Source organism: Mycobacterium sp. 1165196.3 (assembly GCF_001673415.1).
Lineage (GTDB): Bacteria > Actinomycetota > Actinomycetes > Mycobacteriales > Mycobacteriaceae > Mycobacterium > Mycobacterium europaeum_A.
Genome location: NZ_LZLU01000081.1, coordinates 1 through 17,685, shown reverse-complemented (window position 1 = coordinate 17,685; position 17,685 = coordinate 1). Strand labels below are relative to the sequence as shown.

At 69.2% G+C, this 17,685-nt stretch carries 16 protein-coding genes; 8 read left to right on the top strand and 8 right to left on the bottom strand.

Annotation, left to right across the window (positions count from 1 at the left end):
- From A5659_RS08330 to A5659_RS08320, 3 genes are all read left to right on the top strand, one after another.
- Positions 1 to 1,287 (top strand): N-acetylglutaminylglutamine amidotransferase (locus A5659_RS08330; protein ID WP_066872602.1); only part of this gene is annotated, 1,287 nt, incomplete at its 5' end.
- The gene (gene ngg / locus A5659_RS08325) at positions 1,284 to 3,074 is read left to right on the top strand and encodes an N-acetylglutaminylglutamine synthetase (RefSeq protein WP_066872590.1); all 1,791 of its coding nucleotides are present in this window, start codon (positions 1,284 to 1,286) and stop codon (positions 3,072 to 3,074) included. The genes A5659_RS08330 and ngg, both read left to right, overlap by 4 nt.
- Positions 3,075 to 3,122: 48 nt before the next feature.
- On the top strand, positions 3,123 to 4,616 hold the full coding sequence (locus A5659_RS08320) for an MFS transporter (protein ID WP_067022943.1): 1,494 nt from the start codon (positions 3,123 to 3,125) through the stop codon (positions 4,614 to 4,616).
- A gap of 11 nt (positions 4,617 to 4,627) precedes the next feature.
- Here the strand turns inward: A5659_RS08320 and A5659_RS08315 are convergent, their stop codons facing one another.
- From A5659_RS08315 to A5659_RS08290, 6 genes are all read right to left on the bottom strand, one after another.
- The gene (locus A5659_RS08315) at positions 4,628 to 6,136 is read right to left on the bottom strand and encodes a serine/threonine-protein kinase (RefSeq protein ID WP_067022940.1); all 1,509 of its coding nucleotides are present in this window, start codon (positions 6,134 to 6,136) and stop codon (positions 4,628 to 4,630) included.
- Between the two features lie 20 nt (positions 6,137 to 6,156).
- Positions 6,157 to 7,935 (bottom strand): serine/threonine protein kinase PknE, encoded by a 1,779-nt coding sequence (locus A5659_RS08310; protein ID WP_066872580.1) that lies wholly within the window; start codon positions 7,933 to 7,935, stop codon positions 6,157 to 6,159.
- Between the two features lie 107 nt (positions 7,936 to 8,042).
- Entirely contained in the window at positions 8,043 to 8,384 is a 342-nt protein-coding gene (locus A5659_RS08305; protein WP_066872577.1) for a hypothetical protein, read from the bottom strand.
- A gap of 179 nt (positions 8,385 to 8,563) precedes the next feature.
- Positions 8,564 to 9,280: a pyrimidine reductase family protein gene (locus tag A5659_RS08300; RefSeq protein ID WP_066872574.1), complete on the bottom strand. Its 717-nt coding sequence runs from the start codon at positions 9,278 to 9,280 to the stop codon at positions 8,564 to 8,566.
- A 3-nt stretch (positions 9,281 to 9,283) separates the two neighbouring features.
- On the bottom strand, positions 9,284 to 9,781 hold the full coding sequence (locus tag A5659_RS08295) for a flavin reductase family protein (protein ID WP_066872571.1): 498 nt from the start codon (positions 9,779 to 9,781) through the stop codon (positions 9,284 to 9,286).
- Positions 9,782 to 9,875: 94 nt separating this feature from the next.
- On the bottom strand, positions 9,876 to 11,162 hold the full coding sequence (locus A5659_RS08290; protein WP_066872599.1) for an APC family permease: 1,287 nt from the start codon (positions 11,160 to 11,162) through the stop codon (positions 9,876 to 9,878).
- 104 nt (positions 11,163 to 11,266) lie between these two features.
- On the opposite strand from A5659_RS08290, the gene A5659_RS08285 reads away from it, so the two are divergent.
- Entirely contained in the window at positions 11,267 to 12,010 is a 744-nt protein-coding gene (locus A5659_RS08285) for an ArsR family transcriptional regulator (protein ID WP_066872568.1), read from the top strand.
- A 2-nt stretch (positions 12,011 to 12,012) separates the two neighbouring features.
- Complete coding sequence (locus A5659_RS08280) at positions 12,013 to 13,488, top strand: multicopper oxidase family protein (RefSeq protein ID WP_231997776.1); 1,476 nt, start codon at positions 12,013 to 12,015, stop codon at positions 13,486 to 13,488.
- A 4-nt stretch (positions 13,489 to 13,492) separates the two neighbouring features.
- Here A5659_RS08280 and A5659_RS08275 read toward each other — a convergent pair whose 3' ends face one another.
- Entirely contained in the window at positions 13,493 to 14,617 is a 1,125-nt protein-coding gene (locus A5659_RS08275; protein ID WP_066872596.1) for an FAD-dependent oxidoreductase, read from the bottom strand.
- Between the two features lie 145 nt (positions 14,618 to 14,762).
- Between A5659_RS08275 and A5659_RS08270 the strand changes: the two genes are divergently transcribed.
- Positions 14,763 to 15,563: a hypothetical protein gene (locus A5659_RS08270; protein WP_231997777.1), complete on the top strand. Its 801-nt coding sequence runs from the start codon at positions 14,763 to 14,765 to the stop codon at positions 15,561 to 15,563.
- Here A5659_RS08270 and A5659_RS08265 read toward each other — a convergent pair.
- Positions 15,560 to 16,477 (bottom strand): TIGR03619 family F420-dependent LLM class oxidoreductase, encoded by a 918-nt coding sequence (locus A5659_RS08265; RefSeq protein ID WP_067023697.1) that lies wholly within the window; start codon positions 16,475 to 16,477, stop codon positions 15,560 to 15,562. The genes A5659_RS08270 and A5659_RS08265 overlap by 4 nt on opposite strands.
- Positions 16,478 to 16,539: 62 nt before the next feature.
- Here A5659_RS08265 and A5659_RS08260 point away from each other — a divergent pair, with 62 nt between their 5' ends.
- Both A5659_RS08260 and A5659_RS08255 read left to right on the top strand, forming a co-directional pair.
- Positions 16,540 to 17,229 carry a PadR family transcriptional regulator gene (locus A5659_RS08260; RefSeq protein WP_066872560.1) on the top strand — a complete coding sequence of 230 codons (690 nt, stop codon included), beginning with the start codon at positions 16,540 to 16,542 and terminating at the stop codon, positions 17,227 to 17,229.
- Between the two features lie 155 nt (positions 17,230 to 17,384).
- A partial coding sequence (locus A5659_RS08255; protein ID WP_156748911.1) for a DUF222 domain-containing protein occupies positions 17,385 to 17,685 on the top strand: 301 nt, incomplete at its 3' end.

Below are 17,685 nucleotides of genomic sequence, written 5' to 3'. Positions count from 1 at the left end.
CGCATCGACCCCGTCGCCCTGCACCACTACATGAGCTTCCACTCGGTGGTGCCCGCGCCGAACACCATCCTGCGCGGCGTCCGCAAGGTGCCGCCCGCCTCGCTGGTCGCCATCGAGCCCGACGGCCGGCGCACCGTTACCACCTACTGGGCCCCCGACTTCACCCGGCACTCCGACCGCGCGGATTGGTCGGAGCGCGACTGGGAAGACGCGGTGCTGTCCACGCTGCGGTTGGCGGTCAAGCGCCGCCTGGTCGCGGACGTGCCGGTCGGTTGCCTGTTGTCCGGCGGCGTGGACTCCAGCCTGATCGTGGGTTTGCTCGCCGAGGCCGGCCAGCACGGGTTGTCGACGTTCTCCATCGGCTTCGAGTCCGCCGGCGGCGTCAAGGGCGACGAATTCCAGTACTCCGACATCGTGGCCCAGCGCTTCGAGACCGACCACCACCAGATCCGCATCGAGACCGACCGGATGCTGCCCGCCCTGGACGGGGCCATCGGCGCGATGAGCGAGCCGATGGTCAGCCACGACTGCGTCGCCTTCTATCTGCTCAGCCAGGAAGTGGCGCGGCACGTCAAGGTCGTGCAGTCCGGCCAGGGCGCCGACGAAGTGTTCGCCGGCTACCACTGGTATCCGCCGATGGGCGATCCGGCCGCCGCCACCCTGGACGGCGCCGTCGCCCAGTACCGGGGCGCCTTCTTCGACCGCGACGCGGCCGGGGTGCAGGCGCTGGTCGGATCGGGCATCGTCGCGGCCGGTGACCCCAGCCTGCGGTTCGTCACCGAGCACTTCGCGCAAGCCGGCGCCGAAACCGGGATCGACCGCGCGCTGCGGCTCGACACGACGGTGATGTTGATCGACGATCCGGTGAAGCGGGTGGACAACATGACGATGGCGTGGGGGCTGGAGGGCCGGGTTCCGTTCCTCGACCACGAGCTGGTCGAGCTGGCCGCGACCTGCCCGCCGGAGCTCAAGATCGCGCACGAAGGCAAGGGCGTCCTGAAACAGGCTGCGCGACGGGTGATTCCGGCGGAGGTAATCGACCGCCCCAAGGGCTACTTCCCGGTCCCGGCGCTGACCCACCTCGAAGGCCCGTACCTCGACATGGTCCGCGACGCTCTGTACGCGCCCACCGCCAAGGAGCGCGGCCTGTTCAACACCGACGCGGTCGACGCGCTGCTGGCCAACCCCAACGGCAAGCTGACCCCGCTGCGCGGCAACGAGCTCTGGCAGATCGCGCTGCTCGAGCTCTGGCTGCAGCGCCACGGTGTCACCGGCCCGGTTGCATGACCATGGCCGATCCGTCCGGCGACCACACCGAGGCGATCACGCTCGGTCTGCACGACGCATCCCCGCCCGAGCTGGTCGATGCGATGGCCAAAGACGTCGAGCTCGAATTGGGTTGGGGCCGACTGATTTTCGGGCAGACCTTCGCCAATTCCCAGCAGCTGGTCGAGGCCCTGCGCCGCGAGGGGCCCGGCCGGCGCGACATCTGCATCTACGCCCGCGAATCTCACGTGGTGGTCGCCGAGGCGCCCACCGAGCTCTTCATCGACCCCAGCCACACCTACCGGCTGCGTTTCACGCCTGCGACGAAGAACTTCGGCCCGGCCCCGCCGGGCTTGACGGTGCGCACGCTCAACGACCCGATCGACGCCGACGCCATGAACCGCGTCTACGTGCGCTGCGGCATGGTCCCGGCCGGCGTCGACGTGATCTGGGACAACCACCAGAACGTGCCTGCGGTGAAGTATCTGCTCGCGGTGCGCGACGAGGACGGCGCGGTGGTCGGCACGGTCACCGGGGTCGATCACGAGTTGCTGTTCAACGACCCCGAGGAAGGGTCGAGCCTGTGGACCCTGGCGGTCGATCCGGCCGCCGGGCTGCCCGGCGTCGGCGGCGCGCTGACCAAGGCGCTGGCCGAGCACTTCCGCAGTGCGGGCCGCGCCTACATGGATCTGTCGGTGGCACACGACAACGCGGCCGCCATCGGCCTCTACGAGAAGCTGGGTTTCCGCCGCGTCCCGGTGCTGGCGATCAAGCGCAAGAACGCGATCAACGAGCCGCTGTTCAGCCCGCCGCCCGAGACGGTCGACGACCTCAACCCCTATGCCCGGATCATCGCCGACGAGGCGCTGCGGCGGGGGATCTGGGTCGAGGTGCTCGACGCCGAGACCGGCGAGATGCGCCTGACCCACGGCGGCCGCAGCGTCATCACCCGTGAGTCGCTGTCCGAGTACACCTCGGCGGTGGCGATGTGCCGGTGTGACGACAAGCGGCTGACGCGGCGCCTGGTCTCCGAGGCCGGCATCACCGTGCCGCGGGCGCGGCTGGCCACCTTCGACGAGAGCGACTTCGCCTTCGTCAAGGAGGTCGGCGAGGTCGTCGTCAAACCGACACGGGGCGAGCAGGGCAAAGGCATCACCGTTGGGGTGGTGCCGGACAACGGCCCCGACGACCTGTCCGCCGCACTGGCGCGGGCCCGCCAGCAGTACCCGGACGTGCTGATCGAACAGCGGATCACGGGCGACGACCTTCGGCTGGTGGTGATCGACGGCCGCGTGGTGGCCGCCGCGCTGCGGATGCCTCCCGAGATCATCGGCACCGGGGAGCACAGCGTGCGGGACCTGATCGCGGCCGAGAGCCGGCGGCGCTCGGCGGCCACCGGCGGCGAGTCCCGCATCCCGCTCGACGACCTCACCGAGTCGACCGTCGCCGAGGCCGGGTGGAAGCTGGACGACGTGCTGCCCCAGGGGACCCGGCTGCGGGTGCGCCGCACCGCCAACCTGCATCAGGGCGGCACCATCCACGACGTCACCGCGCACGTGAACAGCGAATTGTGCCGCGTCGCGGTGACGGCGGCCGAGGCGATCGGCATCCCGGTGACCGGCATCGACCTGTTGGTGCCCGACGTCACCGGCGCCGAGTACGCGTTCATCGAAGCCAACGAGCGCCCAGGCTTGGCCAACCACGAACCCCAGCCCACCGCCGCGGCCTTCATCGACTTCCTGTTTCCCGGCCACCCCGGCCAGCCGCAGGCCTGGACTCCCGAGGAGTCCCGCTCCGATCGCGGCTGACGCCCGCTGAATGGGTAGATCTCTTTTCAAACGCCGAACGGAGACCGCATGAGTGCGAGCGCGCAAACCAAGACCATCTCGACCCATGTGCCGGCGCGGCTGGACCGGCTGCCGTGGTCGCGGTTTCACTGGCGCGTGGTCGTCGGCCTGGGCGGGGTGTGGGTGCTCGACGGGCTCGAGGTCACCATGGTGGGCAACGTCTCGGCCCGGCTCATGGAGCACAACAGCGGCATCGCGCTCGATCCCGCCCAGATCGGCATGGCGGCCGCGATCTACATCGCCGGCGCCTGTTCGGGGGCGCTGTTCTTCGGCCACCTGACCGACCGCTTCGGCCGGCGAAACCTGTTCATCCTCACCCTGGCGATCTATTTGGTGGCCACCGTGGCGACCGCCTTCGCGTTCGCCCCGTGGTACTTCTTCCTGACCCGCTTCTTCACCGGCTCGGGCATCGGGGGCGAATACGCCGCCATCAATTCGGCCATCGACGAGCTGATCCCGGCGCGGGTGCGCGGCCGCGTCGACCTGGTGATCAACGGAACCTATTGGCTGGGTTCGGCCGCCGGCGCGGGCGGCGCGCTGATCCTGCTGAACACCTCGAACTTCCCGCCCAACATCGGCTGGCGGCTCGCCTTCGGAATCGGCGCCATCCTCGGCATTTTCGTGCTGCTGGTGCGGCGCAACGTGCCGGAGAGCCCGCGGTGGTTGTTCATCCACGGCCGCGACGACGAAGCCGAACAGATCGTCGGCGAGATCGAGGAGGCGGTTCAGCGCGAGACCGGCCAGCCGCTGCCGGAACCGCAAGGCAAGGCGTTGCGGATCCGCCAGCGCACCGCGATCTCGTTCCGCGAGATCGCCGCGGTCGCGTTCAAGCTCTATCCGCGGCGCGCGATCCTCGGGCTGGCGCTGTTCATCGGGCAGGCGTTCCTCTACAACGGCGTCACGTTCAACCTCGGCACGCTGCTCAGCCAGTTCTACGCGGTGCCGTCGGGCATGGTGCCGGTGTTCTTCGTGCTGTGGGCCCTGAGCAATTTCGCCGGCCCGCTGGTACTCGGGCACCTGTTCGACACGGTCGGCCGTAAACCGATGATCACGCTGACCTACCTCGGTTCCGCGGTCGCGGTGGTGGCGCTGGCGATCGTGTTTCTCACCCGGGCCGGCGGCGTCTGGGCCTTCATCGGCGTGCTGATCGTCGCGTTCTTCCTGGCCTCGGCCGGCGCCAGCGCGGCGTACCTGACGGTCAGCGAGATCTTCCCGATGGAGACCAGGGCGCTGGCGATCGCATTCTTCTACGCGATGGGCACGGCGATCGGTGGTATCACCGGGCCGTTGCTGTTCGGTCAGCTGATCAACTCGGGCATGCGCACCGAGGTCGTCTGGTCGTTCCTCATCGGGGCGGCCGTGATGGCGGCCGCGGGCCTGGTCGAACTGTGGCTCGGCATCGCCGCCGAGCGGCGCCCGCTCGAAGAGCTGGCGCTGCCGTTGACCGTGGAAGACGCCGAAGATGCTGAGCACAGGGAAGATTCGGAGCCGGCAGCGGACTGAGTCGCGACGGATCAGCCGTACGCGTCCCACCACGTGTGCAGGTCCTCGACGGTGGCCGGATCCCCGCTGACGTCGCTGAGCATGAGCCTGGCGTCGTTGGACCAGATCACGTTGGGGCGGTTGTTGTAGGTGCCGCACGCGATCAGGCCGGCCATGTCGTTGGGTGTCTCGTCGTAGTGCCAGCTGACGGGTGAGCGTCCCTCGCCGGGGCAGTTCACCAGGCTGATATTGCCGATGTCGTCGGCGAAGGCCCGCTTCAGCCGGTCGGGCGTGGCGAACAGCCCGTAGGTGGCGCGGGCCGGTCCGCCGGGCTGGGTGTTCTGGCCGCAGGTCACCATGGCCACCGCAGTCACCCAGATGCTGCCCGTCTCCGGAGTGGCCGGCGTGCAGGCGCCGGGCAGGTACCCGGGTGGAAGCAGGCTGATCAGCCGCGCCTGATCGCCGCCGGGCGCCGCGGCGGACGGCGGCGCGGTCTTGCCCGACGTGGCAAGGTGCTGGGGCTGGCTGGTCGGCTTGAGCAGCAGCCAGACGCCGGCGGCACCGATCGCGACGGCGATGACGGCGGCGGCGGCGACCACCGGCCACCGGGTGCGCCTGCGCCGCGGCGGGCCGGGCGGGCTGATCGGGCTGATCGGGCCAGCGGCGTCGCCGCGCTGCAGGATCGTCTCGGCCCGCTCGCGCTCGGGGCTGCTCAGCGCCTTGTGCGCGGCCTCGGCCAGCGCGCCGGCGGTGGGGTAGCGCTCGGCGGGGTCCTTGGCCATTCCGCCCGCGATCACCGCGTCGAATGCCGGGCTGACGCCGGCCGCGTGCGCGCTGGGTTTGGGGATGGGCTGCATCATGTGCGCGGTCACCAGCGCGCCGGAGCTGTCGGCGCCATACGGCGGCGCCCCCGTCAGGCATTCGTACAGCACGCAGGCCAGCGCGTAGACGTCGGCGCGGGAAGTCACCTCGTCACTCGAAAAGCGTTCGGGCGCCATGTATTTCAACGTTCCGACCGCGGTGCCCAGCTGGGTGAGTTTCTCGTCGGTCTCGGCGCTGGCGATCCCGAAGTCGACCAGATAGGCGAAGTCGTCGCCGGTGATCAGGATGTTTTGCGGTTTGACGTCGCGATGCGTCACCCCCGCGGCGTGGGCGGCGTCGAGCGCCGACGCGACCTGGTGGATGATGGCGACCGCCCGGGGCGCGGGCAGCGGTCCCTGCTGTTCGAGCAAGGTGTCCAGGTCGACACCCTCGATGAGGCGCATCTCCAGGAACAGCTGGCCGTCGATTTCGCCGTAGTCGTGGATGGGCACCACATGCGGCTCCAGCAGCTGGCCGGTGATGCGGGCCTCGCGCTCCATTCGCTTGCGGAACACCGGATCCTGGCTGAACGTGTGGGACATCAGCTTCACCGCCACGGTCCACTGCTTGACGGTGTGCTCGGCCTCGTACACCTCGCCCATTCCGCCGCGGCCGAGCAGCCGCTTGAGGCGGTAGGGCCCGAACGTCGTTCCCGCCTTCGACCCCTGCGCGTCGCTCACAACATCCCCGGGGCCGCTTGCTATCCGGTGAGTTTCGTCAGCCAGGTGGGATTCTGGTAGTTCACCGCCGTGGTGCCGTCCCACACGAACGGCGTGGAGTTGGCGTTGTCGCTCGACAGCGTCGAGTAGCCGTTGGCCGCTTTGGCCTTGGCCGTGCCGATGTCGTCGCCGGACTTGATGCAGGCGATGACCCCGGCGCTAGCGCCGACCGTCTTGGCCAATTGTGCGAGCTCGCCGTCGGTGCGGTCCTCGGCGGCGCCCTCCTGCGGCTGAAAGTTGCTGGCGAACAAGCCCGAATAGAAGTCGGCGTAGAGCTTGGGGTCGTTCTGCGCGGCGACGCAGTAGCTGGCCGCCACCGCGCGGGTCGAGTAGTCCTGGCTGTGCGACTTGTCGTCGAGGAAGTTGAGCAGGTGATAACGCACGGCCAGCTTCTTGTTGTTCACCGCGGCGTCGATGTCGGCGGCGTTCGACCTGATGAAGCTGCCGCACGGCGGGCAGATCGGCTCGTTGAAGATGTCGATCGTGGTCTGGGCCGCCGAACTCCCGACGAACACACCGTCATCGAGGACCCGCAGCGCGACGGCGTCGGGCGGCGGCGGGGGCGGCGTCGCCGGGGCCGGCCCGGACTTCGGTTCCCACGGGCGCACGACGCCGAGGATCACCCCGATCAGCACCACCGTGAGCGTGGCGGCGACACCGACCCACAGCCAGGGCTTGCGGCCGGCCCGCGGCGGCTGGCCCCAGGGCGGGGTCGCCGCGCCGGCGTTGGTCCAGACCGGGGGGCCGCCCCACGGCGGTGGTTGGACGGCGCCCGACGGCGTGGGCCAGGAGCCGAGCGGCGGGGCGGGCGGTGCCGCGGCGGGCGGGCCGGGCGCAAACCCGCCGGCCGGCTGGCCGGCGAATGCGGCCGGCGGCGTTGCCATTTGGGTGCGCTCCAGGATGTCGGTGGCCCGATCCTGATCCGGCGCGGCCAGGGCGCCGTAGGCGGCCGCCGCCAGGTCACCGCAGGTGAGGTAGCGGTCCGCGGGGTCCTTGGCCATGCCGCGGGCGATCACGCCGTCGAAGGCGGCCGGGATGCTGGGGCGCGCCGCGCTCGGGCGCGGGATCGGTTGGTGGACGTGGGCGCCCATCACGCTGAGCTGGTCACCGGTGTAGGGCGGGGAGCCGGTCAGGCACTCGTAGAGCACGCAGGCCAGCGCGTAGATGTCGGCCTTGTGGGTGATTGCGGAATCACCGAACCGCTCCGGGGCCATGTATTTGGCGGTGCCCACAGTGGTGCCGAACTGCGTCAGCTTTTCGTCCGACGTGGCGCTGGCGATGCCGAAATCGACGAGATAGGCGAAGTCGTCGGCGCTCACCAGGATGTTTTCCGGCTTCACGTCTCGGTGCAGGATCCCGGCCGCGTGCGCGGCGTCGAGCGCCGAACCGATCTGGCGCACAATCGCTATCGCGCGCGGCGGCGATATCGGCCCGTACCGCTTCAGCATGCTGGCCAGGTCCTTGCCGTCGATCAGCCGCATGTCCACGTAGAGCTGCCCGTCGATTTCGCCGAAGTCGTGGATGGGCACGACGTGCGGTTCGTGCAGCCGCCCGGCGGTGCGGGCCTCGCGCTGCATCCGGGAGCGGAAGACCGGATCGTTGGACAGGGTCCGCGACATCAGTTTGAGGGCCACGGTGCGCTCGCGGACCGTGTCCTCGGCCTCGTAGACGTCGCCCATGCCGCCACGGCCGACCAGGCGCAGCAGCCGATACGGCCCGAACTGCGTACCCTCCCGCGAATCCGCGGTCGCCTCACCCATCGAAGACTCCTCACCCGCGCATACCGGGCATGCAGGCATAAGGCTAAGGTTTTCGCGGCCGCGGGGCACGGCGAATAGCGAAAGCCAGCTAATTCGACGGGGCGCGATTAACGGATGTCGTCATCGCCGGTGGCGCGCTCGGTGAGCCCTTCTCGGGCCAGCGCCCGGACGAAACCGTACGCCTGCATGCCGGCGGGGCCGGGATTGTCGAAGATCCATTCGTTGATCTTTTCCAGCGCGTTGGCCAGGTCGTCGCGCTTGACCCGAACCAGGTAGGTCTTCCGGTCGTCGTCGGGATCCTCGAGGGATTCGGCGACCGCGACCGGATTCTTGAACGCGTAGGCGATCCCGTGCACGGCATCGTGGTTCAGGGCCCAGTGAATCTCGCTGGGGCGCAGCCGGTTCACCGCCAGGTTGCGGTAGTCACGGTCATCGTCTGAACTGCTCACCGGGCCGGTGATCCTTTTCTGTGTGCATCGGGAAAGTGGAACGGCGATCAATTGAAGGAAGGTCGCGCGAAGTGATTCGCGCAACGTTCATACCGGGCATTTTCATCATAGGAAGAGGTGCGGTCGGCTGCATGCCGAGCGCGTTGCGCGCGCCCGCATTCCGCCGATTGCGGCCGGGCTCAGCGGCGATATTTCAAATACAGATAGCCGTCGCAGACCAGCGCGTGCTCGAGGCTCATGGTGACCGGTGCGGATAGCCGCGCCGGGTGCAGCCGGTGGCCTACCGGTTGGCTCGCCGCCAGCTTGGGGGCCAGCGTCACACAGATCTCGGTGACGGCGTCGGCCTCCACCAGCTCGTCGAGCAGCGTCGGTCCGCCCTCGCACAGGATGCGGTGCATGCCGAGCTCCCGCAGGGTCGCGACCGCGCGGGAGACGTCGACGGAGTCTTCGCCCGCGACCAGGAGGTGTTGGCGGTCGTCGTCGGGGTCGAACCGCGCCGCGGTGCTCGCGCAGGTCACCAGGATCGGCGGCTGGTCCGGATCGCTGAGCAACCGGGCCGGTAGCTCACCGCTGCGGCTCACCACGGCGATCGGCGGCGGTTCGGCCCGCCCCTCGTGCTGCCGCCGCTCCCGCGCCGCATCGCCGAGCGTCACCGGGCCGTAGTTTTCGGCGCGGGCGGTGCCGGCACCGACCAGCACGACGTCGGCGAGGCCGCGCAGGATTCGCAGGAGCCGCTGATCGGTGGGGCACGACAGCGGACCGGCGCGCCCGACGAACGCCGCGGCGCCGTCGGCGCTGAAGATCATGTTGGCGCGCACCCCGTCCGGGGGATCGGCATAGAAGGGCGCGAGCTCGATGATGCTGGGGACGGCGCTGATCCGGGGCGACTCGGCCACGTGTCAGGCCTCGTGGCCGGGTTGCAGCTCGCGCACGTCGCCGAAGGACACCCAGGTTTCCAGTTCCCGCGGCGGGCTGCCGCCGACCGGTGCGAGCAGGTGCCCGACGTGATCGCCCATCGTGAAACGCTCCAGGATCTCGCCGACGAACCACGCGGCGGCGTCGTCGAGGATCGGCATCCGTTCGGGGCCGCGGTGCCAGGAACAGCGGGCGAACTTGTCGACCTCGTCGCTGGTCTGGCTGCCGAAAAGCTCGACCACGTCGAGGTGTTCGTGGTCGAAGACGTGCACGGCCAGGTGGGAGGCGTCGCGGGCGACGCGGAAGGTGTGGTTGCGCTTGGACAGGCCGACCAGGAAGCGGGGCGGATTGATGCTGGTCTGGCTGGCGAAGCCCACCAGGCAGCCGGCTTCAGTGCCGTTGGCCTGCGTGGTGACGACGAACATCGGATAGTTCAGCAGCGCCACCAGCTTGTCGAACGCTTCGGTTTCCGGGTCAGCCATCCGCTCAGTCTTCCCCGTCCGGCCTTCGGGGAATCGCGATGCCGCTATTTGCCCGGCGGCGGTGTCCGGCCGGCCGGCGCGGCGTGCGCCGCCGTCAGCTGCGATTTCGGTTGCGCCGCAACGTGGTCCGGGCGATGAAACGCCTAATCAGATAGGCGCCGGCACCGAGGCCCAGCACCAGCACACCGGAGAGCACCGACCATCGCGGCATCGCGACGGCCAGCATGACGCAGCCGAGCAGCCCGATCACCGGGATAGCCCGGTGTGGGCGGCCTTCATCGGCACCGAGCGTGCAGGCCGAGGCGTTGGCGACGGCGTAGTAGATCAGCACGGCAAACGAGGAAAATCCGATGGCGTCGCGCAGGTCGGCGGTGGCGGCCAGGACCACCACGATGACGCCGATCAACAATTCCGCGCGGTGGGGGACGCCGAACCGCGGATGCACCGCGGCCAGGGTGTGCGGCAGGTGGTGGTCGCGCGCCATCGCGAACGTGGTGCGCGAGACGCCGAGGATCAGCGCGAGCAGCGAGCCCAGCGCCGCGATCACCGCTCCCGCCTGGACGGCGGGAACCAGCCAGCCCGTTCCCGCCGCGCGGGCCGTCTCGACCAGCGGGGCGGCGGAATTCGCCAGCCGGTCCGGGCCGAGCACCCCCAGCGCGGCCACCGCGACCAGCGCATAGACGGCCAGCGTGATGGTCAGCGCCAGCGGTATCGCGCGCGGGATGGTGCGCGCCGCGTCGCGCACCTCCTCGCCGAGGGTGGCGATGCGCGCATAGCCGGCAAAGGCGAAGAACAACAGGCCGGCGGCCTGCACCACACCGCCGAGGGTGGCGCCGCTCAGCCGCAGCTGCTCGGGCCGTGCCGCGCCGGAAGTCAACGCGGCGACGATCACGGCGACCAGCACCGCCAGCACCACCGCGACGATGATGCGGGTCAGCCAGGCCGACTTGCGCACCCCGGCGTAATTGACCGCCGTCAGCGCCACCACCGTCGCGACGGCTACCGCGTGGGCCCGCGCCGGCCAGGCGTAGAGGCCGATGGTCAGGGCCATCGCCGCACACGACGCGGTCTTGCCGACGACGAATCCCCAACCGGCCAGGTATCCCCAGAAGTCCCCCAGGCGTTTTCGGCCGTAGAGATAGGTGCCGCCGGACGCGGGGTAGCGCGCCGCCAGCCGCGCCGACGACGTGGCGTTGCAGTAGGCCACTACCGCCGCCAGCGCCAGGCCCAGCAGCAGTCCCGAGCCGGCGGCGCGCGCCGCGGGGCCCAGGGCCGCGAAGATCCCCGCACCGATCATCGATCCCAGCCCGATCACCACCGCGTCGAAAACGCCGAGGCTGCGGCGCAATTCGTCGTTGCCGGCCGGGGTGCTCGTCGGGATGCTTCCGGACACTGGGTCTCCTCGAAGTCGGAGAAATGGGCACGCCTGCGTCGCCTCGCGTAGCGCCTAACCTATCAAATTGATTTGATGTATCGTGCCGAAGTATGGCGGCGGTCGATCGAGCGGACGTTCCGCCGCTGATGCGGATGGCGGGGCACCCCCTGCGGTGGGCGCTGCTGACCGAGCTGGCCTCCGGAGACCACCGGGTGCGGGAATTGGCTGCCGCGGTCGGCGAGCCGCAGAACCTGGTCTCGTATCACTTGCGGTTGTTGCGTTCGGCCGGACTCGTCGATGCGCGACGCAGCAGTTTTGATGGGCGCGACACCTATTACTGGTTGAATTCGACAAACTGCGCCAAGGCATTTCGTGAGGCGGCCGCCGCTTTGCATCCGGCGTTGGCGCCCGGGGCCGCCCCCAGGGCGGCACCGCGCACCGTGTTGTTTTTGTGCACCGGAAACAGCGCGCGCTCGCCCATGGCCGCTGCACTCCTCGAGAAACGCGGCCAGGGGCGCATTCGAACGGCAAGCGCGGGTAGTTATCCGAAACCCGCGCTCCACGTCAACGCCATCCGGGTCATGCGCGACGAATACGGCATCGACCTCAGCGGCACCCGGCCCCAATCCCTGGCCACGGTGTCTCGACGCCGCTTCGACTGCGTGATCACGCTGTGTGACAAGGTGCGCGAATACGCGCGCGACCACGATCTGGCCACCACGACGCACTGGAGCCTGCCCGATCCGTCTGCCGGCGGCGCCGGCTATCCGCAATTTCGTCGTGTGGCAGGCGAATTGAGCCGCCGCATCGACTTCTTCGTGCCCGGCATCGGCGTCGGTGCGGTCGGGCGCTGACGATGGTGCTCAACCGGCGTCAGTTCGGCAAATGGGCCGGCGTCGCGCTGACGGCCGCCGCGGGAAGCGCCGGTGGCGCATGTTCACACCCTTCGCCCGGCGGTCCACCCGGCGGCAAAGCCGATTACACGCTGCGGATCGGCTCGGGGAAGGTCGAGTTGGCCCCGGACCGGACCGTGTCGACCCTGACCTACAACGGTCAATTTCCCGGTCCGCTGTTGCGGTTCAAGGAGGGCCGGCGAGCCTGGGTCGACGTCTTCAACGACACCGACTCGCCGGAGCAGCTGCACTGGCACGGCCAGCACGTCGGCGTCGACGTCGACGGCGCCGCCGAGGAGGGCACCCCCGACATACCCGCGCACGGCATGCGCAGGATTTCCTTCGTTCCCGGCCCGGCGGGCTTGCGCTTCTATCACACCCACGTCGTGCCGCGCGCCGATCTGTCGCGTGGCCAGTACAGCGGCCTGGTGGGCCCGGTCTACATCGAGCCCCCGCACGACACCGGTGCATACGATCAGGAAATCTTTCTGACGCTCAAGGAGTTTGACCCCGCCTTCAGCCGCGGTGGCGACATGCCCAGCGATTTTCTGGCCGGTGCGCAGGATCAAGACCTGAAGGACAGGGGCGAGTCGGCGATGGCCGCCGCGCTGGAGCGCGGCGAGTCACCCGGCAACGAGGTCGGGTACGGGGCCTTCGCGATCAACGGGCGCATGCTGGGCCACGGCGAGCCCATCCGGGTGCGAACCGGTCAGCGGGTCATGCTTCACGTTCTCAACGGAAGCGCCACCGAGACCCGCAGTTTGGCCCTGCCCGGCCACACTTTCACCATCGTCGCGCTGGACGGCAACCCGGTACCGACGCGGACCGCCGTGCCGGTGTTGTGGCTGGGCGCGGGCGAACGGATCTCGGCGATGGTCGGCATGACCAATCCGGGCGTCTGGGTGCTGGGCGATCTGTCCGACGACGACCGCGGCCACGGAATGGGCGTGGTCGTCGAATATGCCGGGCGCGGTGGGGATCCGCACTGGGCGGCGCCCCCGCCCTTCACGTGGGATTACCGGGTGTTCGGCGCATCGCAGCGGGCGGACCTGCCACCGCCCGATCGCACCATCGACATGTTGATCGAGAAACGCAACGCCGCCGACAACGGTTTCAACGTCTGGACGATTAACGGTGTGCCCTTCGCGATGGACACCAACAAGCCCGTGCTGGACATCGAGCGCGGCAAGCGTCACCGGCTGCGGTTCCGCAACGCCAGCGACGACCTGCACCCCATGCACCTGCACCGGCACACGTTCGAAATCACCCGGTTCGCCGGGACAGCGACGGCCGGTGTCCGCAAGGACGTCGCCATGCTCGGCGGCTACCAGAGCATGGAGATCGATTTCGTCGCCGACCAACCCGGCCTTTCGCTACTGCACTGCCATCAACAGATCCACATGGATTACGGGCTCATGCTGCTGTTCAACTGCACCTGACGCCTCACCCCAGCGGGTTGTTCTGGCGCACCCCCCGATACATGCCCCAATGCACGATCCAGGGCATCACCACGCGCTCGACCGACCAGGACGGGAAGCGGAAGGACTGGCCGGTGGGCAGGAAGACCTCCAGCCCGTTGGGCTGGATACCTACCAGCGAGCCCCAGCGCCGCGCCGGCGCCCGGTAGGGCCGCAACGGCCGGCCGGCGAAGTCGGCGAGGACGTTGCGTGCCACCAGGGCATCGCCCCGGTTTCGGGCGGAGCTGCGCAGCGGATCCGTCGCCGCGACGTCGCCGACCGCGAACACGCCCCGGTGGCCGGGCACCCGCAGTTCGGGGGTGACGCGCACGAACCCGCGCTCGTCGAGCAGTTCGGCCGGCAGCCAACCGGTGTTGGGCCGCACCCGTCCGATCGCCCACAGCACGGCGTCGGCTCGGGCCGGGGGCTGCCCGGTGCTGAAGTGGACCGGCTCGCTGGTCAGTTCCTCGCCCGCGAACCCGTCGGTCACCACCGCGCGGTGGCCCGGGTGCAGGCCGACGCCCAGCTCGGTGAGGCGGCGGCGCAGCCGATGCCAGATTCGCGGATGGTGTCCCGCCAGCGCGGACTCGCCGGGGAAGTACAGGTCGATGCGCTTGTCCGGCCACGTGGTCGCCATGTTGAGGGCGCTGCTGACCGCCGCCGCGCCGCCGCCCACCACGGCCACCGAGCCGGCGGCGGCCAGCCTGTCGTGCGCGGCGCGCAGTCCCGCGCCGATCTCGGCCGCCGACTGCAGGGTCGGCTGGCGCCAAAAGCCGTTGCTGACTCCGGTCGAGATGATCAGCGCGTCGTACGGTTCGGTGACGGCCGCGCCGTCTTCGCTTCGGCCGGAGACGGTTTGGGCGTCCAGGTCGACGCCGGTCAGCGTGGCCTGCACGGTGCGGACGCCGTCGAGACGGCGGAACCGGTCGAACGGAATCCAGTAATCGCGGGCCCAGTCGTGTGGACGCGAGAGCCGGACGCCGAGCTCCTGGCCGCTCACCAGCGCGGGCTTGGCCGAAATGCCGACGACGTCGGCGTGCCGCGACAGCCGGATCGCCGCGAGGACGCCGGCGTCGCCGAGCCCGGCGACGATGACACGCTTTCGGTTCATGCCGTTATCCTGCCCTGCGTACATTGCGGACGAGCCGTTGACCGATCCGAGAGCAAGGGGGCCACGTCAGGTGATCGTCTCGTGCGGCACAGCGACACCGGCGCATCCGCGGGTGAGCGCCGCGCTGCGCACCTCTCTCAGTGCCATGGTGCGGGCGTCGGCCCCGCGCCCCGCGGCGGCCCGGCGCGCCGCCAAGGACTTCGAGAAGGCGTTGATTCCGGCGGTCATCGCCGAGATCCGGTGGTCGTTCACCCGGCCGCGCACCTGGCTGATGGGTGTGGTGGCCAACGTCGTCTTCGCGGCCGGCTGGTTGCTGGTGCAGCCGCTGACGCCGGTGGGCCGGCACCCCGATTGGGTGATCCTGGTGGGCACCTACTTCTCGTCGTGGGTGCTCGCCGACGTCACCACCACCAATTTCCTGGGCGCCGACCACTACCGGATCCTGCGGGGGTTGTCCGCCGGCGTGCCGTTCTGGCGCATCCTGTTGATCAAAAACCTCGCCCTGCTCGCGATCGTCGGCGTGCCCACCCTGTCCGCGGCGGTGGTGTTGACGCTGTGGCTGGAAACGCCGGCGCGACTGGGCATTACGATCCCCACCGTCGCGGTGCCCATCGTCTCCTGGTTAGGCGTCGGCAACTTCATCTCGGTGCTGCACCCGGTCAGTGTCGAGCCGCTGATCCGGCGCTGGCGCCAGCGCGGCGATCTGCGCCGCACCCGAAGTTGGGTGCTGGCCCTGACGCTGCCCTACGTGCTGTACTACGTGGCCGACCCGATGAACGGCGTGGAACATCGCGTGTTGTGGCAGCAGGCGCCCGCGTTGATCTGGCCGGTGTTCGGGCGCGACACCAAAAGCTTCGTCCACCTTGGCATCGCCATGAGTGTGTGGATCGCCGGCAGCATCGCCGCGGTGTACTGGGTGCGCCGGCGCGGATTGCAGATCCGTTAGGACACCTGGGGCTTGATGTCTTCGATGACCCACTGCGCGTAGTCGAGGTATTCGTCCACGCCGCTCACGGGAGGGACGGGAACCGCGGTCACGGTCACGCCCTGCTCGGCGAGCCAGTTCAACCGGTCGACGATGTGTCCGGCGCTCATGCCCGGCCGGTCGCTCGCTCGGCGGGCGACGTGTCCCTCGCCGACCCGGTTGGTGCCCAGCCCGTGCATCACCTCGAATTCCCGGCCGTCGTAGGAGGGTTGGGACCTGATGTAGTCGAGCTTCTCGGCGATCTGCTCCGGTGGTGTGAGGAACGGCCACCAACCGGACCCGAACGTGGCCGCCCGGCGCAGCGCGGCGTCGGCGTCGCCGCCGATCCAGATCGGAAGATGCGGTTTCTGAACGGGTTTGGGCTCGAAGGCGATGTCGGAGAAGGACACGTACCGGCCTTCGAATCGGGGTGCGTCGCTGGTCCACAGCTCGACGATGGCGGCCAGGTATTCGTCGGCGATGCGGCCCCGCTCCCCGAAGGGCACTGAGAGCAGCTCGAACTCGCGGGCCAGCCAGCCCACGCCGAACGTCACCATCATCCGGCCCCCGCTCATCCAGTCCGCGGTGGCCAAGGCCTTGGCCAGCACGATGGGGTGCTGCAGCGGCAAGATGGTGACGCAGGAATTGATGGCCACCCGCTCGGTGGCACCGGCGATGAAGGCCTGCGCGGTCGTCGAGTGCAGATAGTGCGGCCCGGACAACTCGACATGCTCGGTGGGGATGACCAGATGCTCGGGCACCGCGATCATGTCGTAGCCCCATCGGTCGGCGCATTGCATCATGCGGCGCTGGTCGCCTCCGGTGACGGCCGCCTCCCAGGGCTGCGTGATCGCCTTGAGGCGCAGCAGGTGCGGAAGGGGGAAGGCGAACTTCACGGGCGTCCCAGCCAGCGGTCCATGTCCTCCAATCTAGGGGTTGGTGTTGTTAACCTGGCGACATGGACTCCGAAACGGACCCTGCCAGCCAAAAGCTGACCAACGCGGCGTTGGCCGCCACCAGCTGGGCGCTGCTGGGCATGATGTCCTACGAAGAGGAGGTTTCGGGCTATGACCTCAAGAAGTGGATCGACTGGAGTGTCGACCTGTATTACTGGAGCCCGTCGTACAGCCAGATCTACACCGAGCTGAAGAAGCTGGAGTCGCTGGGACTGGTGACCTCACGCGTCGAACGCGACGAGGGCACCCGCACTCGCCGGCTGTACAAGATCACCCCGGCCGGGATGGATGCCGTGACCGAGTGGACCACTCACGCGCCGGTGGACCCGCCGGTGCTCAAACACAGTGTGCTGCTGCGGGTTACGTTCGGGCACCTCAGTAACCCGAGCCGGCTCAAGGAATTACTGCAGGAGCATGTGGCGTACGCCGAAGCCAGGCACCGCAAGGCCGTCGAGGACGCCGAGGGAGCCGAGGCCGAACCCGCGTGGGCGTACTCGGTGCTGGCGCTGCGCTGGGCGGCCAAGTATTACGCCGCCGAGCGTGAGTTCGCGCTGGAGATGATCAAGGAGATCGACGAGGCCGACGCCATCCTGCAGAGCGCCGCGAAGGGTGGCTTCGGCAAGCCGCGTCCCAAGCCGGGCAATTGGCGCGAGATCGAAAAACAGGTCCAGGCGAAGCGCGAAGCGGACTAGTTCTGACGGTGGTGACCGGTTTCGCCCGTGGCGCCGGCCGTCCGGTCCCACGAAATACAGATATCGAAAACGCATACCGAAATCCCTTGTGCCACTGTGGTTTCAGTAGTCTCTGGGCGCCGATTTTTGTCGGTGGTCCTCGCTAGTTTGGCGGTGTGAGTGATGAGCAGGATGTCGAGGCGGCGTTCGAGGCGCTCGATGCCGCCTGGGATCGCGTGTGCGCGCTGAACGTCGACGCGCTGAAGCCGCGCCAACAGTTGGCGGTGTTGGCGCGCTGCGAAAAGCAGCGCCGGCGCATCCCGGCCGTCGAGCACCCCGTGATCAATGCCCTGGCCCGCCAAGCACCCTCGGTCGAACTCGGCGCCACGGCAGTCCAGGCCATCGCCGAGGCGACGCTGATCAGCCGCGCCGAAGCCGCCCGCCGCCTCAACGAGGCACGCGATCTGGGCCCGCGCC